Source organism: Ruegeria sp. MALMAid1280 (assembly GCF_049195285.1).
Classification (GTDB): Bacteria; Pseudomonadota; Alphaproteobacteria; order Rhodobacterales; family Rhodobacteraceae; genus Ruegeria.
In genome coordinates, this window is the sequence record NZ_JBMIRT010000045.1 from 64,661 (window position 1) to 88,636 (window position 23,976).

Sequence of the window (23,976 nt, forward strand, 5' to 3'; positions counted from 1 at the left end):
GGAGGCATGCGAATGTACTACGGGATCTGGTTCGGCTAAAGCCGGAACACTTTGACCCGTAAGGGTGGTGTTCTGGCGCCATCTGTTTTCGCACGTCCTGAAGTTTCCTGCTCAATCGGAGCACCCTCCATGTTTCGCTATTTCGAAAACCTCGTTGACCCTTTTGTTGCCTATGAAGAAACCGACACGCCGCCGACGCGGTTGTGGCCGTTCATGCTGGATTATTCCCGGCCGTTCATGCGGGTGTTCTTCTGGGCGGCGCTGATCTCGGTCATCGTTGCGGCTGTTGAAGTCGGTCTGATTTACTACATGGGTCGCGTTGTTGACCTGTTGTCCGGCCCACCGGCCGCGATCTGGCAAGCGCACGGCACCGAGCTGATCCTGATGGCGGTGTTCGTGCTGCTGCTGCGTCCTATGCTGCACGTGGTCGATGTGCTGCTGCTGAACAACACGATCCTGCCGAACTTTGGAACCCTGATCCGCTGGCGCGCGCATAAGCATGTTCTGCGGCAATCGGTGGGCTGGTTTGAAAACGATTTTGCCGGCCGCATCGCCAACCGGATCATGCAGACCCCGCCCGCCGCAGGTGAGGCGGTGTTTCAGGTGTTTGACGCCATTTCCTTTTCGATCGCCTACCTGATCGGGGCGGCGATCCTGCTGATGGCGGCGGACCCGCGTCTGCTGTTGCCGCTGCTGATCTGGTTGGTGCTTTACGGTTTGCTGGTGCACTGGACGGTCGGCCGGGTGGGTCCGGCGTCGCAGGCAGCCTCGGACGCGCGGTCGGCGGTGACCGGGCGGGTGGTGGACAGCTATACCAACATCCACTCGGTCAAGATGTTCGCCCATGACGAACAAGAGCTGGACTACGCCCGCGAAGCCATCGAGGAAACCCGCCGTACTTTTCAGATCGAGATGCGGATCTTCACCATCATGGACGTCGTTCTTGTCACGCTGAACGGTTTGCTGATCGTCGGCGTTGTCGGCTGGGCGATTGCCCTGTGGATGCAGGGAAGTGCCTCGGTCGGAGTGGTCGCGGCGGCCACCGCGCTGACCCTGCGACTGAATGCGATGACCGGGTGGATCATGTGGGCGCTCACCAGTTTCTTTCGGGAACTGGGTGTCGTGGCCGAAGGGATGGAGACCATTGCCCAACCCATCGATCTGCTGGATGCAGCTGATGCCAAGCCCCTGCACCTGACCAAAGGTCAGATCGACATCCGCAATCTATCACACCATTACGGGCGCAAGACCGGTGGTCTGGATCACATCAATCTCACCATCCACCCGGGCGAGAAAATCGGCCTGATCGGTCGGTCCGGAGCCGGAAAATCGACGCTGGTCAAGCTGCTTTTGCGGTTTTACGACGTCGAACAGGGTGCGATCCTGATCGACGATCAGAACATCGCAAGCGTCACGCAGGACAGTCTGCGCAGCCACATCGGTATGGTGCAGCAGGACAGCGCCCTGTTGCACCGCTCGGTGCGCGACAACATCCTTTATGGCCGTCCCGATGCCACCGAGGAACAGATGATCGCCGCCGCCAAACAGGCCGAAGCGCATGAGTTCATCCTCGACCTGCAAGACCCGCAGGGGCGCACCGGCTATGACGCGCATGTGGGCGAGCGCGGCGTGAAACTGTCCGGCGGACAGCGGCAGCGGGTGACGCTGGCGCGGGTGATCCTGAAAGACGCGCCGATCTTGTTGTTGGACGAGGCGACATCCGCCCTAGACTCCGAAGTCGAAGCGTCGATTCAGGAGACCCTCTACGGCATGATGCAAGGTAAAACCGTAATCGCCATTGCCCACCGGCTGAGCACAATTGCCCAGATGGACCGCATTCTGGTCATGGATGGCGGCCGGATCGTCGAACAGGGCGGCCATTCCGAGTTGTTGGCGCAGGGCGGGCTTTACGCCCAGTTCTGGGCACGGCAATCTGGGGGCTTCCTGAACACGGAGGCTGCGGAATGAAGGTTGCCGACCTGATCGATCCCTTCAAGAACACTGAAACGCCCCCGCCGCAAACGCTGGGGGCGTTTATTCGCTGGTGCCTATCGGGCGCCTGGCCGGTGATCTTTGTCGCGGCGTTTTTCTCGGCCACGGCAGGCGCGATGGAGGCCGGAACTGCCTGGATGCTGGGGCTGGTGATCGATCTGGCGACCGAGAGCGGGCCCGAAGGCATCCTGACCGGCAGCAATCTGTGGACGATCCTCGGTGTGGCGGCGTTCTTCATGCTGCTGCGCCCGGTGTTTTTCGGGTTTTCGGCGTTTTCGAACAACTATGTCGTCATGCCCAACATCCCGCCGCTGGTTCTGGCCAAGCTGAACCGCTGGACGTTGGGCCAGTCGGTCACTTATTTCGATGACGATTTCGCGGGCCGGATCGCGCAGAAACAGATGCAGACGTCGAACGCGATGGCCTCGGTGGTGTCGGAAACGATCAGCGCGATTGTGTTTGCATTGGCCTCGCTTGTGGGTTCTTTGCTTTTGTTAGGGTCTATTCATCCGCTGGTGATCCTGCCTTTTGCCGCTTGGCTGCTAGTCTATTTCCTGCTGATCCGCTGGTATCTGCCGCGCATCCGCGTGCGGTCTTCGGCGCGGGCCGGGGCGCGGGCGATGGTGTCGGGGCAGGTGGTCGATACGATCACCAATATCAAAACGGTCAAGCTGTTCGCCCATTCCGCGTTCGAGGATCAGGCCGCACGGACCTCGATGGTCGATCTGCGGGAAAAGATGCTGGCTTTCGGCAAGCTCTCTGCCAGCTTCCGCTTTGTCCTGATGGTGCTAGCCGGCGTTTTACCGGTTCTGTTGATTGGCGCGACGTTGCTGCTGTGGCGCAACGGCATCGCGACGGCGGGGGATATCGTGGCGGCGGGTGCGATCTCGATCCGGGTTTCGCAGATGACCGGCTGGGTCAGTTTCACGCTGATGGGGCTTTACGCCAATGTGGGTGAGATCGAAAACGGCATGAAAACGCTGGCCAAGCGCGACCGGGTAGAGGATGCGGCGGGTGCGGCTGCCCTGAAAGTGACGACAGGACAGATTGATTTCGACCATGTCAGCTTTGCATATGGCCGCGATGTTGGGGGCGTGTCCGATGTGACCATGACCGTTCATCCGGGTGAAAAACTGGGCATTGTCGGCGCTTCGGGGGCGGGGAAATCCACCTTGGTGTCGCTTCTGCTCAGGCTCTATGACGGGGAAAAAGGCGCAATTCGTATCGATGGGCAGGATGTCGGCCAAGTGACGCAGGACAGTCTGCGCGGGCAGATCGGTATGGTCACGCAGGAAACGGCGATGTTCAACCGCTCGGCGCGTGAGAACATCCTGTATGGTCGCCCCGATGCGTCCGAGGACGAGATGATCGCCGCCGCCCAAAAGGCCGAGGCGCATGAGTTTATCCTCAGCCTGCAGGACGCCCATGGTCGCACGGGCTATGACGCGCATCTGGGTGAGCGGGGCGTGAAGTTGAGCGGCGGACAGCGGCAGCGGATTGCCCTGGCCCGCGCCATTCTGAAAGATGCGCCGATTCTGGTACTGGATGAGGCGACCTCGGCGCTGGATTCCGAGGTCGAGGCGTCGATCCAGGCGGCATTGCACCGGGTCATGCAGGGTAAAACCGTGTTGGCGATTGCGCACCGCCTGTCCACGCTCAGCGAAATGGACCGGATCGCTGTTCTCGATGAAGGACGGATTGTGGAAAACGGAACCCATGATGCGCTGTTGGAGCAGGGTGGCCTCTATGCCCGGTTCTGGCACCGTCAGTCCGGCGGGTTCATTCAGGCAGAAGCGGCGGAATAACGCTCTGAGGGGTTTTGTTGCGGGCAAAGCCCCGGTATCAGGCGGCCTATGACGCAGCAGTTCACCATAACCCGCCTGGGCCATCAGGGCGACGGCATCGCCGACGGTCCCGTTTACGCACCACGCACCCTGCCGGGTGAGGTGGTCAGCGGCACGCTGGTTGCCCAGTTGCTGACCGATATCCGGGTTGAGGAGCCCTCGGACCAGCGGGTCAAAGCGCCGTGCCGCCATTACAAGGCGTGCGGCGGGTGCCAATTGCAGCATGCCGCAGATGATTTCGTGGCTGATTGGAAGGTTGCGGTGGTGCGCAACGCGCTGGCCGCGCAGGGGCTCGATGCCCCGATGCGGCCCATTCACACCTCACCGGACCGGTCCCGTCGCCGGGCAACGATTGCGGTGCGGCGGACGAAAAAGGGCACACTGGCCGGATTTCACGGCCGTGCCTCCGACACGATCACAGAAATTCCCGATTGTCATTTGCTGGACCCCGCGCTGATTGCCGCCATCCCGGTGGCCGAGGCGCTGGCGGTTCTGGGGGGCAGCCGCAAGGGCGTGCTGGCGGTGACGCTGACCCTTTCCGAGGGCGGGCTGGATGTGGCAGTCAAAGGAGGCAAGCCGCTGGACGGTCCGCTGGAACTGGCGCTGGCGCAGGCGACCGAGAAACACGGGCTGGCCCGGCTCAGCTGGGATGGAGAGGTGATCGCCATGCGGCAGCCTCCGGAGCAGCAGTTCGGAGCCGCCGGAGTGGTGCCGCCGCCGGGCGCGTTCCTGCAGGCGACGAAAGACGGAGAACAGGCTCTGTTACAGGCAGTTTTGCAAGCCACGCAGGGCGCAAAGCGGGTTGTTGACCTGTTCGCGGGCAGCGGAACCTTCTCGCTTCCCCTTGCCGAAACCGCCGAGGTTCACGCGGTGGAAGGTGAGGCCGCGATGACCGACGCTCTGGATCAGGGCTGGCGCCGTGCGCAGGGCCTCAAGCGCGTTACGACCGAGGCCCGCGACCTGTTCCGCCGACCCTTGATGCCCGATGAGTTGAAAAATTTCGATGCCGTGGTTATCGACCCACCCCGTGCGGGGGCTGAGGCGCAGGTGGTCGAACTGGCGCAGGCGCAGCGTCCGGTGATCGCCTATATCTCGTGCAACCCGGTCACTTTCGCACGGGACGCAAAAACGCTGATTAACGCGGGCTACACCCTTGAATGGGTACAGGTGGTGGACCAATTTCGATGGTCATCACACACTGAACTGGCCGCACGGTTTGTCTTGGGGTCCGCAGCATGAGCACACAGGAGAATATCACTATGGGATTCAATCAACGCCTGCTGGGCTTCATTGAACATCCCATCTTTGGCCGGTTCATCACCGGGGTCATCATCTTCAACGCCATTTTGCTGGGGATGGAGACATCGCCCACCCTGATGGAGGCCGCCGGCCCTCTGATCGTGACGCTGGACAGCATCTGCCTGACTATCTTCGTGGCCGAGATCGCGATGAAACTGCTGGCAACAGGACGGCGGTTCTTTCTGAACGGCTGGAACGTCTTTGACTTCATCGTTGTTGGCATCGCCCTGATCCCCAGCGCGGGCGGGCTGTCGGTGCTGCGGGCGCTGCGGATTCTGCGGGTGCTGCGCGTCATCTCGGTGGCGCCCCGCCTGCGCCGCGTGGTCGAAGGTTTCATCTCGGCCCTGCCGGGCATGGCCAGCGTGTTCCTGCTGATGGCAATCCTGTTCTATATCGGTGCGGTGATCTCGACCAAGCTGTTCTCGGGCTCGTTCCCGGAATGGTTCGGCGATCTGGGCCAATCGGCCTATACGCTGTTCCAGATCATGACGCTGGAAAGCTGGTCGATGGGCATCGTGCGCCCGGTGATGGAGGTGTACCCCTATGCCTGGCTGTTCTTCGTACCATTCATCATGGTGACCACATTCGCGGTGGTAAACCTGCTGGTGGGTCTGATCGTGAACTCGATGCAGGATGCGCACCATGCCGAAGATGAGGTGAAAACCGACGCGTATCGCGACGAGGTGCTGGAACGGCTGGAAAGCATCGAACGCCGCCTGACCGAACACGCACACAGCAAAAAGTGATTTCAGTTTTCCCGATTTCTGGCATAATGCAGAAAAAAAAGAGCAGGCAGTGAAATATGGATCGTCGAGCATTTGGATTGGGCGCAATGGCAACGCTGGGTCTTTCGGCCTGTGCCTCGGCCAGCCCACGATTTCTGACTTATGATGGCCCCGAGGTGACCTCCCTGGTCATCAACAAGGGCGCGCGGAAGCTGTATCTTCTGCACAATCAAACCATCCTCAAGGAATACAAGATCGATCTGGGCTTTGCGCCGCAGGGCACCAAGACCAAACGCGGCGATGGCCGCACGCCCGAAGGCAGCTACCTGATCGACCGCCGCAATCCCAACAGCCGCTATCACCTGTCGCTGGGGATTTCCTATCCGAACACGAATGACATCGCGCAGGCCAAGGCGGCCGGTGTAGACCCGGGCGGCGACATTTTCATTCACGGTCAGCCGAGAAAGCGGTCGGAACTGAAGCGCGCCAAAAAGACGCCGGATTGGACCGCGGGCTGCATCGCCGTCAAGAATGAAGAGATCGAAGAGATCTATGCGATGGTGAACAAAGGCACGCTGATCACGCTGCGCCCGTAAGCGCTTTCCAAGGCCCGAACCCAAACTGCATATAGTCGCGCTGGTAGGCATCCGTCGCCAGCGCCTCAAGCGTGTCGTCGTACATCTCGGCCAGCGTGAACGGAGCATCCGGAGCGGTCAGGTCGGGTATCGGCGGATGGTCATGCCCCATCCGGCGCGCCAGATTCGGCAAGGCGGTGGTGATTTCATCCTCGCGCAGGATCAGGTCGGGAAACGCAAAAGATGCCATCCCCGCAAGCACCTGAGATTGACTGCACCAAACGCCATCCACCCGCACCGGCGTCTGTCCGGCCAGGTTTTGCCGCAGAAAGGTAAGAAAATCCGAAAACGCCTGATAATGCTGGTCGCGCGAATAATTGTTCTGGCGCAACTGGCCGGGGATCGGGATCTTGAACCGGTTGCGCAGCATGTTGCGGATTTTCAGATAGGCGCCGGGTTCCGTGCTGAGAATGTAGGAACAAAAAGCCGAATGCGCCCGCGCCAATGGGTGCTGCAGCACGGTGAACTTGCGATGCCCCGGATGGGCCTGCAGCCAGCGTCGCGTCTGTTTTCGGTTCTGATTGGTGATCAGCTTGTCGGGCTCGGTCGCATCCAGATTGGCCAGCCACTGAGTCACCGGTCCCTCGATTCCGCTGCGGATCGGCATGTACATCAGCGGCGTGTCAGGAGCGGCGACATAGGTGACAACCGCAGGTCCGCGCCGGGGCTCGAAATTCGGGGTGCGGTGCAGGTTGAAACTGTCGATCCGGGCCAGCGCCTGCTCGGCCTGTTCCGGATTTGTCACCTTTGACAGGGCCGGTTCGGGATTCTGCGGCTTGATCGTATCGTCGATCGAGGTCAGCCGGGACGAAACCCCCAGCCATGCGGCCAGCCCGTTCAAAACCTCCAGATTGGTCAGATCGTCATAGGCGATGTAAAACGCCGTCTGCCCGGTGGTTTGAAGCGCGTTGAGCAGCAGCAGTTGAAACTCCTGCTGTTGGTCCAGATATCTCTCGAATTCCTGCGCCTCGAACGCAACCTGTGCCTCGCGGCGGCGTTTGATGTTCTTCAGCTGCCACTGCTTGGTCTCGCGCGCGATTTTCAGCGAAACGTAGCTGTCCAGCGGGTTGCGCGTCAGGATGATCTTGGCGCAGCGGGGATCGGATAAAACAGGCTCTAACACACGTGGATCGTGCCCCTGAAAGAACCGAAACCCGTTGAGCTCACCCGGTGCGGACCGGATCGCCTGAACCAGTTTCATCGGGTCGTCATCCCGTTCCTCAAGCGTCACGTCCAGCAGGGTTTCTGATTTGAGGCGGCCGATGAAATGCGGGTTGAACGCCTCACCATGGCAAGTGACGCCGTCCAGCGCATTGAGGTTGAACTCCAGCAGGTTGGACCCTGTGCGCATCGCAGCAAGAACGATGAAATAGTCAATACGGGTTGTCATCACAGCCTATTGCACCAGATAGGGTTTCTTGAACGGCCGGCTGCGCGCGCCAAACACGTCATCGGAGGGAAAATCGCCCATCAGATAGGGGTGCATCCCCTGATTCTTGAGGTTTTGCAGGAATTTCCCAAAGCCCGAAAGATCCACCATCATCGGCGCCTCGGTCAGATGGCTGGCGCGCGGGGTGCCGATTTCCTCGATCACCGTCTGCAGGGGCTCCATCGGAGATTCGACAAACTCTGCCAGCGACCAGGTGCGCACCTGCGCCTTGGTCCAGACCGAGTTCAGAACCTCAAGTTGTTTGGTCTCGATCTGCTGAAGGCGGGCGGCCTCGTTGCGGATGTCGGCAAAATTCCTGTTCGATCGAAACAGCGGGATCCCCCAGGCGCCGGTGATGACCGAGATCTGCGCGTTCCTGTCCCGGGCCAGAAACCAGTTGATCTGTTGCGTGTCCGCGGGGCCAAACTGAAAACATTGCCGCTCGCCCCGCGTGTTCCAGATCAGGTTCGAGACAAAGGCCGTCGGGTTGTAATCCCGCAAAACGGCGCAATCGCTGAGGGCTCCGTTAGTGATGGTTTCGCCGTCGGCAAACTCGGCACGTTCGGGGCCGAACAGATGCCCATGTACGCGCGCGCCGGTGGCTTCCGCCAGCCAGGGTTCGAACCCTTCGAAAAGTTCGGTAAAGCCCTGAAACACCGAATAGGGGAATGAGGTCAGCCCGTTCTCGCTGCCGTGACGGGGAAAGCGGCTTTGCATATACAGCCCGTCGCGCCCGCGGGTCCGACGCTCGACCGCTTTGGAGAATACACGGTCGATCTTGCCCGGATTGGGCTCGGCCGGTCGCATGGCGCTGTTCTGATCGGTCAGAAAGGATTGATATAGCCGGTCCGCGTTGGGCCAGATTTTCCGCGCCACGAAACAGTCGGAGCGCCGCAGCAACTGCAGATGGTCGTCGTAAAAGATATGGGGCCGCCCCTGAAAGTCGAATTTGGACAGGGTCAGGGACCGGCTTTCGATATGGGTGGAATACAGCCGCGCCAGCGTCTGGAAATAGCTTTCATCCGGAATCCAGACACGCCGGAAATAGCGGTCATAGGTCTGCCGCCGTGGATCCTGCAGAATGGCCGAGAGGGTCTGGCGGGTCAGGCACCACCACTGGCTGCCCATATGGGGCACCAGCCCGTCAGGGATTTTGCGGCGCATGCCGGTGGCGCGTTGCAGCTTCACATAGGCATCGAACAATTTGCGGTTCTTGCGCCAGGAAAACGGAAACCGCAGGGTGAACCGTTCATGATCCAGCCCGCCAATGGTCCAGCTGACATCGGCGGTGGTGGCGCTTTCGATGAAATCGACGCGGGGCCGGTCCGCAAGATATCCGGTCAGTTCTTCCACCGGACGCAGCGGCAGGCAGGCACCCGAAGACAGATAGACATGATGCACGTCCGGAAAGGTGTTCAGCATCATTTCCGCTGCGGATTGCGAGGCGGCAACGATGCCCCACCCACCCCATTCGCAGACATGGCGGTCGGAAAACCGGATCAGAGGATCGTCGGCGCAAGAGGTGACGAATTCGGAATAGACCTGAGCGGGCACTTTGCGGTCCACATGGATCACCACCGGGCATCCCGCGACGGTCCAATGGCGCGCCACCTGCTCGGCCCGATGCAGAGCTGTGTGGACCAGCATGACAACGCCCGGGCGGCTCATGCCCAGTTTCCTTTCGACATTAGGCCCAGAATCTCAAGCTGCCGCCAGTTGATGAATTTCTCTGACCGGTCGCACCAGAATACCGGCTGGGCCTCCAACCCCTCAGCATAGGCCCGGTATTCGCCCGAGCGGCGGAAATGCTGGCGGCGCAACATCTCTTCCCGGGCTTTTTCGCCCAGCGTGCTGATCAGCTTGGCGTGCAGCAATGCGCCGCTGGTCTTTTCGCCGCCCCATTCGTCATAGACTTGGTTCAACCCGCGCGGCAGCAGCGAATGGGTCGAGCTGACATAGACATAGCGCCGGTCCCATTTGACCAGCGGGATCTTGTTCAGCGCCGGCGCCTTCGACGGCGTGTCGCGGAAAAACACGCGGGCGCGCGGACCGCCCTGAATCCACAGGTTCCCGTAATCCGGGTTTTTCGTGATCATGTAGTTGCCGGAATCGAACCAGCGGGCGATCTGAAACGGGTCCTGCCCGGCGCGATAGGGTTCCGCGTCCACCGGTCCTTGGGGATACATGTCGATCAGCATGGTGCCGAAGCTGCGCACCGCACAGCCGTCCAGCCAGTCGGTCAGGGCGCGGATCGGGCGGGTGTCGCAGAACGGGTAGATGAAGAACTCATCCGGATCGACGGTCAGAACCCAATGTCCATGCGCGTATTTGCGCAGCAGGTAGTTCGACCAGTCCAGCCCGAACGAGGCCCGTTTGTAGCTGGCCCGTGCGTGCCAGACCGAGGCGTCGGGCTGACTGGCCAGATACTCGCGCGAGCCGTCATCGCTGTCATTGTCGACGAACAGAAAATGGGTGATGCCCAGCTTGCGGTAATAGTCCAAAAAATAGGGCAGGCGGATTTTTTCGTTCCGCAGCACGCTCATCAACAACACATCGTCGCGTCGGATATTGGCGGTCTTGTCGGTCACCGGCATCAGCTGCCGCCGTTTCAGCAGGCAACGCGCAAGGCGACGCTTGCGCCGCAATCTCATCCGGTATGAATCCAAAAGGCTCACGCGGTTGCTCTGCCCTTTTTGTTACGCGAGCATACCCGGGGCTGGATGATCCAGAGTGGTGCCGGGCAATTGCCGATTTATGCCACCTTTGCATCTTTGGTGGCAACGCCTTTAAAAGTCGTTAGTCACATATGCGGCTTTTCAGCAAACTTTCCCCATCAGGCCCATCTGCTGCAGCTGTTCCCATCCCTCATAGCGGACCGATCGGGGGGTCCACATGTCGGGGCCATTGGCGATTGAATCATAATAGGTCGCAAACTGGTCGGGATCGTGGAAATGCTGGCGCCGCGCTTTTTCGATCTTCGATTTGCCGACCACTTCGGGCAGGAACTTGGTGTGCAGTAGCACGCCCGCCGGGATCGCGCCGTCCGGCCCGTCATAGGCCGCGTTCAGGTGCCGGGGCAGGGCGGAATGGCACGAGTTCACAAAGGCATAGCGGCGCGACCACCGGACAAGAGGGATCTTGTTCAGCGTCGGCGAATGGCGCGGTCGGTCGGAAAAAAACATGCGTTCGCGCGCGCCGCCCTGAACCCACAGATTGCCCAGCGGGCTTTGCCGCTGTGCCCGATAGGGGCCGGGATCGAACCAGTTCAGAACCTCGGTCGGGTCGGTCTCGGGGTCATGGCTTTGCGCGCCCAGCGGGCCTTTGGGATAGAGGTCCAGCATCAGCGCGCCAAAACCGGTGCGGTTCTGGCGGTCCAGACCTGCGGTCAGGTCCTGCAGGGATTTGCTGTCGTGTTCGGGATAGATCAGCAGTTCATCGGCATCCACCATCAGGGTCCAGTGACCGGACCCATAGCGCATTTGCAGCCAGGTCAGCCAATCCAGCCCGTATCGTGCGGCGCGATAGCTGGCAGGGGTCTGCCACAGCGACACAACCGGCTGATCACGCAGAAACTCGACCGAGCCGTCATCGCTGTCATTGTCCACGATCAGAAAGTGATCCACGCCCAGCGCGCGATAGTGGCGGAAGAACCAGGGCAGCCGGGCAATTTCATTGCGCAGCGTGGTGAAGGCCAGAATGGCACCGGGTCTGATCCGCGCGGTCAGATCGTTCAGGCAGGTCAGCTGATGGCGGCTGCGAAAGGATCGCCACAGCAGCCGCCGCCGTTTCAGGCGCAACCGGTATTGCTGCACCCATCCGATGGGGGGAAGCATATCGATTGCGGGATGGGTCACTTGCGGCTCACTTCTCGAAATTGCCGTTCTGATGCCAACGCCAGGCATCGCCGATCATTTTATCCAACGTAGACCTTTTTGGCGTCCAGCCCAACTCTTCCCCGGCGCGGACCGAGCCCGAGACCAGCTTGGTGCAATCCCCGGCGCGGCGGGGGCCGATGGAATGGGGCACTTCGCGGTTGGTGACGGATTTCGAATGGCCGATCACCTCCATCACCGAAAAGCCCGAGCCGGTGCCCAGATTGAACACCCGGCTGCCCTTGCCCTGCTCCAGCCAGTTCAGCCCCAGCACATGCGCATCGACCAGATCGCAGACATGCACATAGTCGCGGATGCAGGTGCCGTCGGGCGTGTCGTAATCGGTGCCGAACACGGTCAGACCGTCGCGCTTTCCGTCGATGGCGTCCAGCATCAGCGGCACCAGATGGGTCTCGGGACGGTGGAATTCGCCCACCTCGCCCTCGGGGTCGGCCCCGGCGACGTTGAAATAGCGGAAGATCACGTGGTTCAGTCCATGCGCGGCCTGAAAGTCGCGTAGGATATCCTCGATGGCGCGTTTCGAGGCGCCATAGGCGTTCAGCGGTTCTTGCGGCGTGTCTTCGTCCAGCACCACATTGTCATGCTCGCCATAGGTGGCGCAGGTCGATGAGAACACGAAGTTCAGGCAGCCCGCGGCGACGGCGGCCTCGATCAGGGACAGTGAACCGGTGACGTTATTGGTCCAGTATTTTCCGGGCTCGGACATCGCCTCACCGACCTGGCTGAGGGCGGCGAAATGCATCACGGCGGCGGGCTTGTGCTTGGAGAAAACCTCGTCCAGCCGGGCGCGGTCCAGCAGGTCGCCCTGCTCGAACGGGCCGAATTTCACCGCGTCCTGCCAACCGGTGATCAGATTGTCATAGGTCACCGGCGTATAGCCTGCCTGCGCCAGCGCCTTGCAGGCGTGCGATCCGATATACCCGGCGCCGCCGGTTACAAGAATGTTGGTCATCTATTCTTCCAGATTAAAAATTTGTGCACGGAACTGCCGTCAGGCGTGTGGCGGTTAACGGAAAGACCTCACTCCAACCCCATGGCGGCCATCATTTCCTCAAGCTTGGGGACGTCCTGCGGGTTGTTCAACTCCCAGAACTGGCGGCCTTTGGCCTCGACCTCGACGCACAGAACCTTGCGGCCGTTCTCCATGAAGCGCAGCTGTTCCAGCCCTTCCAGTTTCTCCAGCGGACCAACGGGCCATGTGGGATAGGCGGCCAGCGCATCGGGGCGATAGGCATAGACGCCAACATGGTGGAAGACCGGGGTGGCGTCGTCCCCGCCATAGGTTTCGGCGGTATAGGGGACGACCTCTTTCGAGAAATACAGGGCGCTGTGATCGGCGGCGAAGACGGCTGTGGTGCCACCGACACGCCCGTTCTTGCGGTCGTTCAGCAGGCTGTTCAGGGCGTCGCCGTCGCAGCGCAGAACCGGCGTGGCCACACCGGCATCGGGGGCCGCGCGCAGACCGGCAACCAGATCTTCGACAAACCAGTGCGGGGTCAGCGGCGCGTCACCCTGCAGGTTGACCACAATGTCATACCCTGCGCCCAGCACCTCATGGGCCTCGGCGCAGCGTTCGGTGCCGTTGCCGCAGGTTTCCGAGGTCATCACCACCTCGGCGCCGAAACCTTCGGCGACCTCGCGGATGCGGTCGTCATCAGTGGCGACAACCACCTTGTCGACGCCCGAAACCGAACAGGCCGCGCGCCAGGACCGTTCGATCAGGGTCATGGCGTTGCCACTGGCCCCGGTCAGCGGCACCAGCGGTTTGCCCGGATAGCGGGTCGAGGCGTAGCGGGCGGGAGTGGCGATCAGAACAGACATCAGGCCTCCTTCAGCTCAACGCCCGGAGCGTAGGCGATAAAGAACGGGTTTGCATAGCCGTCCTTGCCATAGGTCAGCGGTTCGTGGTTGTCGAAACGGACCACCTTGCCGCCGGCACCGGCCAGAACCGCGTGGCCTGCGGCGGTGTCCCATTCCATCGTGCGGCCGACGCGGGGATACAGATCCGCCTCGCCGGTGGCGACCAGACAGAACTTCAGCGACGATCCCGCGCTTTTGCTGTCCTGCACCTGGTACTTGTTGATGTAATCCTCGGTCGCCTGATCCCGGTGTGATTTGGACGCCACGATCAACAGCGCGGAATTGTCCGGTTCAGAGACTGAAATCGGCGTCACATCCCCGGCCTGCGCCTTGTCCAGCGCTCCGGTTTCCTCGACCGCCTGACCATCGGCCTGGGTATAGAACATCCGCCCCTTGGCGGGGGCATACACCACGCCACGGGTCGGAACGCCATTTTCCACCAGCGCGATATTCACCGTGAAATCGCCGCGGCGGTTGATGAATTCCTTGGTGCCGTCCAGCGGATCGACGATCAGGAACGTATCGCCTTTTTCCGAATGCGAGGCAGCCTGCTCTTCGGTTACCAGCAGAATGTCGGGAAAGGCCTCGCGCAGACCGGCCGAGATCAACGCATCTGCGGCCTCATCCGCTTCGGTCACGGGGCTGTCGTCGGATTTGACTTTGACGTCGAAATCATCCGAATTGTAGATCTCCATGATCTTGTCGCCCGCTTCCAGGGCCAGACGTCGAATGACGGGAATGAGGGCGTCATAGGTCACAAAAAAGCTCCGTTCCTGTGATTTGTTGATCGAATATCCTGACGGCCTTATGATGTGCCGGTTACGGATCGGCAAGAAATTCGTGGCAGATTGCAGGCGAAAAAACGGGAAAGACGCGTCAGGTGTATTATTTCAAGCGAAACCGGACACTACTGGGTGGCGCGTTCACAACCGCCGAGCTTATTTTCCATGCGGTTGTCCGCAGCGTGCGATCACAGCATCACAACGCGGTGCTGGCGATCCTGATCAATATCCTGCAAGTCCTGGCGCTGGTGGCCGTGTTTTACACGATCATGTCCTTCCTGGGTCCGCGCATCGCCAGAATCCGTGGAGAGTTCATTCTGTATCTTTTGTCCGGTGTGTTTTTGTTCCTGACGCATATCAGATCGGTCGGCATAGTGTCGGGGGTCAGTGTCGGGGGTAACCCGATGATGCTGCACTCGCCAATGAACATGATGGTCATGTTGCTGGCGACCGCGTTCGGTGCGCTTTATACGCAGGTTGTCACGATCATCGTGATCCTGTTTCTCTACAGTGTCACAGTGGCCCCGCTCGAGATTCAGGACCCCGGCGGCGCTTTTGCGATGTTGATACTGGCCTGGTTTACCGGCTGTTCCGTTGGCGTGGTGTTCATGGCCCTGAAGCCCTGGTTGCCGACGGTTTCCACGATTCTGAACAACATATATCGGCGTCTGAACATGATTTTTTCAGGTAAGATGTTCGTCGCCAATGCGCTGGGCGGTGCCACGCTGGCCATGTTCGCGTGGAACCCGCTGTTTCACATCATCGACCAGTGCCGGGGCTTCGTGTTTCGCAACTACTATCCGCGCAACACCAGTTGGGAATATGCACTTTGGGTGGGGCTTGCGCTGCTGCTGATCGGGCTGCTTGGTATTTTCTTCTCGCGCCAGCACGTATCGCAAAGCTGGAGCGCGCGCCGCTAGCCTGCCACCCGCAGGGTCAGGTTGATCCGGCCGCCCTTGGGCAGCAGTTTCGAGGACCCGAACCGGATACGGTCGATGCCGTGATAGGTCAGCCGGGCCGGGCCGCCCATGATCACCACATCGCCCGAGCTCAGCCAGATCGACTCGGTCTTGCCGCCGCGGGTCTGGTTGCCAATGCGAAACAGCGCGTCATCGCCCAGCGAGATTGACAGCACCGGCCAGGAAAAATCGACCTCGTCCTTGTCCTGATGCAGCCCCATCCGGGCCCCTTCGCCGTAATAGTTGATCAGACAGCAGTCCGGGTCTCGATCCGGGCTGGCCAGTGCCCGCCAGATATCGAGCACGGCATCGGGGATAGCGGGCCAGTCGACCCCTTTGGGATGCTGCGGCTGGTACCTGTACCCGGCCTTGTCGGTCACCCAGCCCAAAGGCCCGGCCGAGGTCATGCGCACCGACATCGCCTTGCCCGACGGAGTCACCGGCCGGAACAAGGGGGCAGATTTCAGAATCGGGCGCAAAAGCCCGATCAGCTGCGCCTGCGCAGAGGCATCCAGCCAGGCTTTTCTGATATCAAATCCGCGCAAAAGCAGCCGCGCCATTCAAGATTCCCCAATCCTAACCAAAACCTTGCCAAAAAGGCTGCAGATTCCCGAAAACCTGCGTTTTACAACGCTTGCAGGCCTCTCATCCCGCCCTTATATACGCCGGGACGCGCGATGGTGTAGGGCCGTTCGCGCATATCAGATCGGGGCCGGGTGCCGTAACGGGTCCGGACCTCGGACATCGCCTTGAAGAGAAAGGGATTGAACATATGGGAAAAGTAATCGGGATTGACCTCGGAACCACCAACTCGTGTGTGGCTATCATGGACGGCTCGCAGCCGAAGGTCATCGAAAACGCCGAAGGGGCGCGGACCACGCCCTCGATCGTCGCCTTCACCGAAGATGAGCGTCTGGTCGGTCAGCCTGCAAAACGTCAGGCGGTCACCAACCCCGACAACACGATCTTTGGCGTCAAGCGTCTGATCGGTCGTCGCGTGGATGATGCCGAAGTCGAAAAAGACAAGAAAATGGTGCCGTATGCCATCGTTGATGGCGGCAATGGCGACGCGTGGGTGGAAGCCCGCGGTGAAAAATACTCCCCAAGCCAGATCTCGGCCTTCACTCTGGGCAAGATGAAGGAAACCGCCGAGAGCTATCTGGGTGAGGAAGTCACGCAAGCGGTCATCACTGTTCCGGCCTATTTCAACGACGCCCAGCGTCAGGCCACCAAAGACGCCGGTAAAATCGCTGGTCTCGAAGTGCTGCGGATCATCAACGAACCGACCGCTGCCGCGCTGGCCTATGGTCTGGACAAGGAAGAAACCCAAACCATCGCGGTCTATGACCTTGGTGGTGGTACTTTCGACGTGACCATTCTGGAAATCGACGACGGGTTGTTCGAGGTCAAATCGACCAACGGTGACACCTTCCTGGGTGGTGAAGACTTTGACATGCGCATCGTCAACTACCTGGCGGATGAGTTCAAAAAGGAACACGGTGTCGATCTGTCGCAAGACAAGATGGCCCTGCAGCGTCTGAAAGAAGCCGCTGAAAAAGCCAAGATCGAGCTGTCCTCGACCTCGCAAACCGAAATCAACCAGCCGTTCATCTCGATGGGTGCCAACGGTCAGCCGCTGCACATGGTCATGAAACTGACCCGTGCCAAGCTGGAATCGCTGGTTGGCGACCTGATCAAGAAGTCGATGAAGCCTTGCCAGGCTGCTCTGAAAGACGCTGGTCTGTCGGCTGCTGACGTGGACGAAGTTGTTCTGGTCGGTGGTATGACCCGGATGCCGAAAGTGATCGAAGAGGTCACCAAATTCTTCGGCAAAGAGCCGCACAAGGGTGTGAACCCGGACGAAGTTGTTGCCATGGGCGCCGCCATTCAGGCCGGTGTTCTGCAGGGCGATGTCAAGGACGTGGTTCTGCTGGACGTGACCCCGCTGTCGCTGGGCATCGAAACGCTGGGTGGCGTGTTCACCCGTCTGATCGACCGCAACACCACGATCCCGACGAAAAAGTCTCAGGTCTTCTCGACCGCCGAGGACAATCAGAACGCCGTGACTATCCGCTGTTTCCAGGGCGAACGCGAAATGGCTGCGGACAACAAGATCCTGGGTCAGTTCAACCTCGAAGACATCCCGCCCGCGCCGCGCGGTATGCCGCAGATCGAGGTGACTTTTGATATCGACGCCAACGGCATTGTCTCGGTTTCGGCCAAGGACAAAGGCACGGGCAAAGAGCAGAAGATCACCATCCAGGCATCGGGCGGTCTGTCCGACGAGGATATCGACAAGATGGTCAAGGACGCCGAAGAGAACGCGGAAGCCGACAAGGAACGCCGCGAGCTGGTCGACGCCAAGAACCAGGCGGAAAGCCTGATCCATTCGACCGAAAAGTCGATGGAAGAACATGCCGACAAGGTCGACCCGACCACCATCGAAGCCATCGAGCTGGCGATTGCCGCGCTGAAGGACGAGCTGGAAACCGAGAACGCCGACAAGATCAAGTCCGGCATTCAGAACGTGACCGAAGCGGCCATGAAGCTGGGCGAAGCCATCTACAAGGCGCAGTCCGAGGAAGCCGAGGATGAGCCTGCGGCAGCTGATGAAGCTCCGGCCGGTGATGACGACATCGTCGACGCCGAGTTCGAAGATCTGGACGAAGACAAGCGTAACTAACGGGTAACCGGGCCAATGCGGGCCGGTCCGGTTGCCGGGCCGGCCCGATTACGTTGAGGCAGAAGGAAACACTGATGTCAAAACGCGACTACTACGATGTGCTCGGCGTGTCCAAGGGCGCATCGGCGGACGAGATCAAGAAAGGCTTTCGCAAGAAGGCCAAGGAATTGCATCCCGACCGCAACAAGGACAACCCGGATGCCGAGGCCCAGTTCAAGGAAGCGAACGAAGCCTATGACGTGCTGCGCGATGCCGACAAAAAGGCCGCGTACGACCGTTTTGGCCATGCTGCCTTTGAAAACGGCATGGGCGGTGGCGGAGGTCGTCCCGGTGCCGGCTTTGGTCAGGGCGATTTTTCCAGCGCGTTCTCGGATGTGTTCGACGATCTGTTTGGCGATTTCATGGGTGGCCAGCGCGGTGGCGCCGGTGGCGGCCGTCGTGCCGCACGCGGGTCGGACCTGCGCTATAACCTGCGTGTAACGCTGGAAGAGGCGTTCTCGGGCCTGCAGAAAACCATCAGCGTGCCTGCGGCCGTGGCCTGTTCGGCTTGTGACGGTTCGGGTGCCGAAGGCGGCGTGGAGCCGACCACCTGCCCGACCTGTTCCGGCATGGGCAAGGTCCGCGCGCAGCAGGGATTTTTCACCGTTGAACGCAGTTGCCCCACCTGTTCTGGTCTGGGGCAGATCATCAAGAACCCCTGTAAGTCCTGCAACGGCGCAGGCCGCGTGGAAAAAGAACGCGCGCTGTCCGTGAACATCCCCGCCGGCGTCGAAACCGGCACCCGCATTCGCCTTGCGGGCGAAGGCGAGGCCGGCATGCGCGGTGGCCCTCCGGGTGATCTGTATATCTTTGTCGAAGTGTCGGATCACAAGCTGTTCGAACGTGACAGCGTGAACCTGTATTGCCGCGTACCGGTCAGCATGGCCAAGGCTGCGCTGGGCGGATCGATCGAAGTGCCGACCATCGACGGTGGACGCGGCCGCGTGCAGATACCGGCTGGCAGCCAATCGGGCCGTCAGATGCGCCTGCGCGGCAAGGGCATGCCTGCCCTGCGCGGTGGCGGTGTTGGTGACATGTTCATCGAACTGGCCGTGGAAACACCGGTCAACCTGACCAGTCGCCAGAAAGAGTTGCTGAAAGAGTTCGATGATATGGGTGAAGATAACCACCCGGAATCAAACAGCTTTTTCTCATCCGTCAAGTCCTTTTGGGACGGGATGAAAGGCTGATACAACAAAACAGGCCGCACCGATTGGGGCGGCCATTTGCTTCGGGGCTCTGCCCCCGTCGCCCTTCGGGCGCCTCCCCCGGGATATTTTCAGCCAGATGAAGCAGGGGATCCGCTCTTCATCTGGCCCAATTACCTCGGAGCGCGAGGCAGAGCCCCGCAAAATCCCCTTGAATATTTCGACCACGCCTGAGATTGTCGCCCCAACCGTTGGGGTGCCCCGATCAAGGGGCTGAGAGGCGTGAATGCGCTAACCCATCGAACCTGATCCGGGCAATACCGGCGTAGGGAACGGTCTAACATGCACAGACGTTTTCCATGCTGCGTTGCCCATTTTTGATGGAGCAACGATATGGCGCATATTGCCCTGACTATTGCGGGCTCGGACAGTGGCGGCGGGGCCGGGATACAGGCGGATCTCAAGGCGATGTCCGCATTGGGCGTCTACGGCGCCAGCGTGATCACGGCGGTGACGGCGCAGAATACCCGGGCCGTGACAGCGGTGCATGGGATTCCGCTGGATGTGGTGTCCGCCCAGATCAAGGCGGTTCTGACCGATCTGGACGTCGGTGCGATCAAGATCGGGATGCTGGCGACGCCAGAGATCATACAGACGGTTGCGGCGACCATTGCCGGGTTTGATGGCCCGGTTGTGCTGGACCCGGTGATGATTGCCAAATCCGGGGATGCATTGCTGGCGCAGGACGCCGTGCAGACTTTGCGCGATATTCTTGTTCCACGCGCGACGGTGCTGACCCCGAACCTGCCCGAGGCCGCCTGTTTGTTGGATAGTGCCGAGGCCGAAACGTCCGACCAGATGGTTGCGCAGGGACTGGCCTTGTGCGGGCTGGGTGCAGGTTCGGTGCTGATGAAAGGGGGACATGGTCGCGGGGTCGTCTGCCATGATCTGCTGGTCGATGCCTCTGGTCTGATGGCCGAGTTCACCGCCCTCCGACGCGAGACGCGAAACACGCATGGTACAGGGTGCACCTTGTCGTCGTCGATTGCGGCGGGGCTGGCTCGGGGGCTTGGCCTGATTGATGCCGCTGCGCAGGCGCAGGACTATCTGCAGGGGGCGATCGCCCGGGCGGACGGTCTGATGGTCGGGCAGGGGAACGGGCCGGTGCATCACTTCCACCGGGTCTGGCCCGCGTGACGGTCTGGCCGGTCATAGGGTCCGGCGTGGCCGGCTTGGCCGTGGCCAGCGAGCTTGTCTCGCGCGGTGCCAAGGTTCAGGTTTTTGATCCCGCTGGCCCTCCGGGTCCGCATGGGTGTTCGTGGTGGGCGGGCGGTATGCTGGCCCCGTGGTGTGAGTATGAAAACGCCGAGGAACCTGTGCTGAGGTTGGGGCAAGCGGCGCTGGACTGGTGGGCGGCGCGCACGCCAGTGGAGCAGCAGGGTACGCTGGTTGTCGCCAACCCGCGCGACCTGCCCGATCTGCGTCGGTTTGCCCGCCGGACCGAGGGGTATAGCGAAGTCACTCAACCCGAAATCGCTCAATTAGAGCCTGATTTGCACGGATTCGCCAAGGGTCTCTATTTCACGAACGAAGCCCATCTGGACCCACGCCGGGCCTTGCGGGACCTTTATGGGCAACTGCTGGACCACGGCGTCGAATTCCACCGCAAACTCGCCCCTTCGCGGCTTGAAAATGCAATTGACTGCCGGGGTTTGCACGCCCGCGAGGTGCTGCACGATTTGCGCGGCGTGAAGGGTGAGATGCTGGTGATCCGCTGCCCGGACGTGACCCTGGCCCGGCCCGTGCGTCTGTTGCATCCAAGAATGCCGCTTTACATCGTGCCGCGTGGTGACGGCGTCTACATGCTGGGCGCGACGATGATCGAAAGCGAGGACAGCAGCCGCATCACCGCGCGGTCGATGTTGGAACTGCTCAGCGCAGCTTACGCGCTCAACCCCGCGTTCGGAGAGGCCGAGGTGTTGGAGATCGGCGTCGATCTGCGTCCGGCTTTTCCCGACAACCTGCCGCGTATTCGGCGTCTGGGGCGCACGATCTATGCCAATGGTCTCTATCGCCACGGCTATCTGCTGGCTCCGGCGCTGGCGCAGGGCGTGGCGGATCTGGTGCTGGACAACAAACATTCGGAGATGGTCGATGAAGATCGTGCTTAATGGCGAGCTGCGCGAGGTGCAGGCCGGAACCCTCTCGGAGCTGCTGGTCGAATGCGGATTCTCGGGGCGGGTGGCAACGGCCGTGAATGAGGATTTCGTGCCCTCGGGGCTGCGCATGGCCCACACATTGACCGCCGGCGACCGGGTCGAGGTCGTTGCGCCGATGCAGGGGGGCTGAAGATGAGGTGCTTCTACGGCACCCCTTTGCCCAATCCGCTGATGCTGGGTACGGCGCAATATCCCAGCCCTGCGATTCTGGAACAGGCGTTTCGGGACAGTCGCGCCGGGGTGGCCACAGTGTCACTGCGGCGCGAATCCGGGGCGGGGCAGACATTCTGGCAGATGATCCGCGACCTGGGTGTGCTGATCCTGCCCAACACCGCCGGGTGTCACACGGTCAAAGAGGCAGTGACCACCGCCTATATGGCGCTGGAGGTGTTCGATACAAACTGGATCAAGCTGGAGCTGATCGGCCATGCCGACAGCCTGCAGCCGGACGTGTTCCAACTGGTTGAGGCCGCGCGCATCCTGACCGAGGACGGGTTTCAGGTCTTCCCCTACACCACTGATGATCTGATCGTGGGCGAACGTCTGTTGGCGGCGGGGTGTGAGGTGTTGATGCCCTGGGGCGCGCCAATTGGGTCGGGGCGGGGATTGAACAACGCATATGCCCTGCGCGCGATGCGAGCGGAATTCCCGGACGTGCCGCTGGTGATCGACGCAGGGATCGGATTGCCCAGCCATGCCGCGCAGGCAATGGAGTTGGGCTATGACGCGATTTTGCTGAATACAGCCGTGGCGCGGGCCGGAGACCCCGCCGCCATGGCTCGGGCGATGATGCTGGCGATCGAGGCGGGGAAACTGGCCTATCAGGCCGACCCGATCGAGGCGCGGGATATGGCCGAACCCTCGACCCCGGTGATCGGAAAGGCGTTCCTGTCATGACCATCGACCGGTTTTACCCGATCTTCGATCACTCGGACTGGCTGCGCCGGATGCTGCCGTTGGGTGTGAAACTCGTTCAGTTGCGGATCAAGGACCAGCCCGATGCGGTGGTGCGCGAACAGATTGCCCTGTCGCGCGATCTCTGCCGCCAGCATGGTGCGGTTCTGGTGGTCAATGACCATTGGCTGCAGGCGATTGAGGCCGGGTGTGATTGGATACACCTCGGGCAGGAGGATCTCGATGAGGCCGATCTCAAGGCCGTCCGCAAGATGGGGCTGAAACTGGGTGTTTCGACCCACGATGATGATGAGTTAGAGTGGGTTCTGGCGATGGACCCGGATTACGTGGCGTTGGGCCCGGTCTATCCGACGATCCTGAAAAAGATGAAATGGCATCAGCAGGGCCTGCCGCGTGTCACCGAATGGAAGGCGCGTGTGGGGAATATTCCTCTGGTCGGCATAGGTGGCATGAGCGTTGAACGTGCGCCGGGGGTGCTGCAGGCGGGGGCGGATATCGTCTCGGTCGTCACCGACATCACGCTGAACACCGATCCCGAGGCCCGGGTACGCCAATGGATCGAGGCCACGAGATGAACCGCTATGTGCGCCAGATGACCCTGCCCGACGTTGGCGCAGAGGGGCAGGCCCGCTTGTCCGCCGCGCGCGTTCTGGTGGTGGGCGCGGGCGGACTGGCTGCTCCGGCGCTGCCACTGCTGGCCGGGGCCGGGGTCGGGCAGCTGACGATCATGGACCGCGATGAGGTCGCTCTGTCGAACCTGCACCGGCAGACCTTGTTCACGCAGTCTGACTGTGGGCGCCTAAAGGCTGAGGTCGCGGCTGAGCGATGTCATGCGTTGAACGATGACTGCGCAGTAGTTGCGAAAAAACAGGCTCTAACAAGCGAAAATGCCGCCAGTCTGGTTGCGCAGGCGGATGTGATCCTCGATTGCGCCGACAGCTATGCGGCCAGCTATATCCTTTCGGATACCTGTCTGGCGCAGGGCAAACCGCTGATCAGCGCCTCGGTGCTGGGCCTGTCGGGTTACGTCGGCGGGTTCTGTTGCGGGGCTCCGTCCCTGCGCGCCTTGTTTCCTGACGCCCCGGACAGTGCAGCCAGTTGTGCGACCGCAGGGGTACTTGGCCCCGTGGTCGGAACGATCGGAGCGATACAGGCGCAGATGGCGCTGAATCTGATCTTGGGCATCGACCCGTCACCTCTGGGTCAAATGGTGCGGTATGATGGCCGCACCCTGCGCAGCAGCAGTTTCCGCTTTGAGGATGCGCCCGAGCCGAGCACCTGTTTTCGTTTTCTCTCCGCCACCCAACTGACGGCGGATGACCAGATTGTCGAACTGCGCAGCGCCGACGAAGCGCCTATTCCTGTGCACCCCAGTTCGGTGCGCATCTCACCTGACAGGCTGCAAGAAATAGACCCTAATAAAGACAAAAGACTAGCGCTCTGCTGCGCCACCGGCCTGCGTGCCTGGCGGGCGGCAGAGAATATTCAACCGGATTGGCCGGGCGAGATCGTCCTCGTCGCGGCCTCAACCTCGTGAGTGAAAAGGAAACGCGA

The 23,976-nt window shown here is 61.0% G+C and carries 22 protein-coding genes and 1 riboswitch; of the genes, 14 read left to right on the forward strand and 8 right to left on the reverse strand.

What is annotated here, in order from left to right; all coding sequences use genetic code 11:
• Positions 1 to 129: 129 nt before the first annotated feature.
• Genes ACOQFT_RS09285 through ACOQFT_RS09305 form a run of 5 tightly spaced genes read left to right on the forward strand, consistent with a single transcriptional unit; the run spans position 130 to position 6,456 of the window.
• A complete protein-coding gene (locus ACOQFT_RS09285) occupies positions 130 to 1,968 on the forward strand; it encodes an ABC transporter ATP-binding protein (RefSeq protein ID WP_421597655.1) in 1,839 nt (612 codons plus the stop codon).
• Entirely contained in the window at positions 1,965 to 3,797 is a 1,833-nt protein-coding gene (locus ACOQFT_RS09290; protein WP_421597656.1) for an ABC transporter ATP-binding protein, read from the forward strand. The genes ACOQFT_RS09285 and ACOQFT_RS09290 overlap by 4 nt, the downstream gene beginning before the upstream one ends.
• A gap of 48 nt (positions 3,798 to 3,845) precedes the next feature.
• On the forward strand, positions 3,846 to 5,075 hold the full coding sequence (locus ACOQFT_RS09295) for a class I SAM-dependent RNA methyltransferase (RefSeq protein ID WP_421597657.1): 1,230 nt from the start codon (positions 3,846 to 3,848) through the stop codon (positions 5,073 to 5,075).
• Between the two features lie 20 nt (positions 5,076 to 5,095).
• Entirely contained in the window at positions 5,096 to 5,881 is a 786-nt protein-coding gene (locus tag ACOQFT_RS09300; RefSeq protein ID WP_421597658.1) for an ion transporter, read from the forward strand.
• A 56-nt stretch (positions 5,882 to 5,937) separates the two neighbouring features.
• On the forward strand, positions 5,938 to 6,456 hold the full coding sequence (locus tag ACOQFT_RS09305) for a L,D-transpeptidase family protein (RefSeq protein WP_421597659.1): 519 nt from the start codon (positions 5,938 to 5,940) through the stop codon (positions 6,454 to 6,456).
• On the opposite strand, the gene ACOQFT_RS09310 is transcribed toward ACOQFT_RS09305, so the two are convergent.
• The 7 genes from ACOQFT_RS09310 to cysQ form a co-directional block, all read right to left on the reverse strand.
• The gene (locus ACOQFT_RS09310) at positions 6,440 to 7,885 is read right to left on the reverse strand and encodes a nodulation protein NodH (protein ID WP_421597660.1); all 1,446 of its coding nucleotides are present in this window, start codon (positions 7,883 to 7,885) and stop codon (positions 6,440 to 6,442) included. The two genes, ACOQFT_RS09305 and ACOQFT_RS09310, sit on opposite strands and share 17 nt — an antisense overlap.
• 6 nt (positions 7,886 to 7,891) lie before the next feature.
• Positions 7,892 to 9,592: a beta-1,6-N-acetylglucosaminyltransferase gene (locus tag ACOQFT_RS09315; protein ID WP_421597661.1), complete on the reverse strand. Its 1,701-nt coding sequence runs from the start codon at positions 9,590 to 9,592 to the stop codon at positions 7,892 to 7,894.
• Complete coding sequence (locus tag ACOQFT_RS09320) at positions 9,589 to 10,575, reverse strand: glycosyltransferase family 2 protein (RefSeq protein WP_421597662.1); 987 nt, start codon at positions 10,573 to 10,575, stop codon at positions 9,589 to 9,591. Before ACOQFT_RS09320 ends, ACOQFT_RS09315 begins: the two co-directional genes overlap by 4 nt.
• Positions 10,576 to 10,740: 165 nt before the next feature.
• Positions 10,741 to 11,778: a glycosyltransferase family 2 protein gene (locus ACOQFT_RS09325; RefSeq protein WP_421597663.1), complete on the reverse strand. Its 1,038-nt coding sequence runs from the start codon at positions 11,776 to 11,778 to the stop codon at positions 10,741 to 10,743.
• A gap of 7 nt (positions 11,779 to 11,785) precedes the next feature.
• On the reverse strand, positions 11,786 to 12,769 hold the full coding sequence (gene galE, locus ACOQFT_RS09330) for a UDP-glucose 4-epimerase GalE (protein ID WP_421597664.1): 984 nt from the start codon (positions 12,767 to 12,769) through the stop codon (positions 11,786 to 11,788).
• A gap of 68 nt (positions 12,770 to 12,837) precedes the next feature.
• Positions 12,838 to 13,638, reverse strand: a complete 801-nt coding sequence (locus ACOQFT_RS09335) for a 3-deoxy-manno-octulosonate cytidylyltransferase (protein ID WP_421597665.1) — start codon at positions 13,636 to 13,638, stop codon at positions 12,838 to 12,840.
• Positions 13,638 to 14,435: a 3'(2'),5'-bisphosphate nucleotidase CysQ gene (gene cysQ / locus ACOQFT_RS09340; RefSeq protein ID WP_421597666.1), complete on the reverse strand. Its 798-nt coding sequence runs from the start codon at positions 14,433 to 14,435 to the stop codon at positions 13,638 to 13,640. The genes ACOQFT_RS09335 and cysQ overlap by 1 nt, the downstream gene beginning before the upstream one ends.
• Before the next feature lie 122 nt (positions 14,436 to 14,557).
• On the opposite strand from cysQ, the gene ACOQFT_RS09345 reads away from it, so the two are divergent.
• The gene (locus ACOQFT_RS09345) at positions 14,558 to 15,379 is read left to right on the forward strand and encodes an ABC transporter permease (RefSeq protein WP_421597667.1); all 822 of its coding nucleotides are present in this window, start codon (positions 14,558 to 14,560) and stop codon (positions 15,377 to 15,379) included.
• Here ACOQFT_RS09345 and ACOQFT_RS09350 read toward each other — a convergent pair.
• The gene (locus tag ACOQFT_RS09350; protein WP_421597668.1) at positions 15,376 to 15,978 is read right to left on the reverse strand and encodes an alpha-ketoglutarate-dependent dioxygenase AlkB family protein; all 603 of its coding nucleotides are present in this window, start codon (positions 15,976 to 15,978) and stop codon (positions 15,376 to 15,378) included. The genes ACOQFT_RS09345 and ACOQFT_RS09350 overlap by 4 nt on opposite strands.
• Positions 15,979 to 16,190: 212 nt before the next feature.
• On the opposite strand from ACOQFT_RS09350, the gene dnaK reads away from it, so the two are divergent.
• The 8 genes from dnaK (at position 16,191) to ACOQFT_RS09390 (ending at position 23,959) form a co-directional block, all read left to right on the forward strand.
• A complete protein-coding gene (gene dnaK, locus ACOQFT_RS09355) occupies positions 16,191 to 18,101 on the forward strand; it encodes a molecular chaperone DnaK (protein ID WP_421597669.1) in 1,911 nt (636 codons plus the stop codon).
• A gap of 74 nt (positions 18,102 to 18,175) precedes the next feature.
• Positions 18,176 to 19,330, forward strand: coding sequence for a molecular chaperone DnaJ (dnaJ, locus tag ACOQFT_RS09360; protein WP_421597670.1), 1,155 nt, complete (start codon positions 18,176 to 18,178; stop codon positions 19,328 to 19,330).
• A gap of 200 nt (positions 19,331 to 19,530) precedes the next feature.
• A riboswitch (TPP riboswitch) is annotated at positions 19,531 to 19,637 on the forward strand.
• Positions 19,638 to 19,681: 44 nt separating this feature from the next.
• Positions 19,682 to 20,485, forward strand: a complete 804-nt coding sequence (gene thiD, locus ACOQFT_RS09365; protein WP_421597671.1) for a bifunctional hydroxymethylpyrimidine kinase/phosphomethylpyrimidine kinase — start codon at positions 19,682 to 19,684, stop codon at positions 20,483 to 20,485.
• Positions 20,482 to 21,459: an FAD-dependent oxidoreductase gene (locus ACOQFT_RS09370; protein WP_421597672.1), complete on the forward strand. Its 978-nt coding sequence runs from the start codon at positions 20,482 to 20,484 to the stop codon at positions 21,457 to 21,459. Before thiD ends, ACOQFT_RS09370 begins: the two co-directional genes overlap by 4 nt.
• The gene (gene thiS / locus ACOQFT_RS09375) at positions 21,443 to 21,637 is read left to right on the forward strand and encodes a sulfur carrier protein ThiS (RefSeq protein ID WP_421597673.1); all 195 of its coding nucleotides are present in this window, start codon (positions 21,443 to 21,445) and stop codon (positions 21,635 to 21,637) included. The genes ACOQFT_RS09370 and thiS overlap by 17 nt, the downstream gene beginning before the upstream one ends.
• 2 nt (positions 21,638 to 21,639) lie before the next feature.
• Positions 21,640 to 22,404 (forward strand): thiazole synthase, encoded by a 765-nt coding sequence (locus ACOQFT_RS09380; protein WP_421597674.1) that lies wholly within the window; start codon positions 21,640 to 21,642, stop codon positions 22,402 to 22,404.
• Positions 22,401 to 22,997 carry a thiamine phosphate synthase gene (locus ACOQFT_RS09385; RefSeq protein ID WP_421597675.1) on the forward strand — a complete coding sequence of 199 codons (597 nt, stop codon included), beginning with the start codon at positions 22,401 to 22,403 and terminating at the stop codon, positions 22,995 to 22,997. Before ACOQFT_RS09380 ends, ACOQFT_RS09385 begins: the two co-directional genes overlap by 4 nt.
• On the forward strand, positions 22,994 to 23,959 hold the full coding sequence (locus ACOQFT_RS09390) for a ThiF family adenylyltransferase (protein WP_421597732.1): 966 nt from the start codon (positions 22,994 to 22,996) through the stop codon (positions 23,957 to 23,959). The genes ACOQFT_RS09385 and ACOQFT_RS09390 overlap by 4 nt, the downstream gene beginning before the upstream one ends.
• Positions 23,960 to 23,976: the final 17 nt, after the last annotated feature.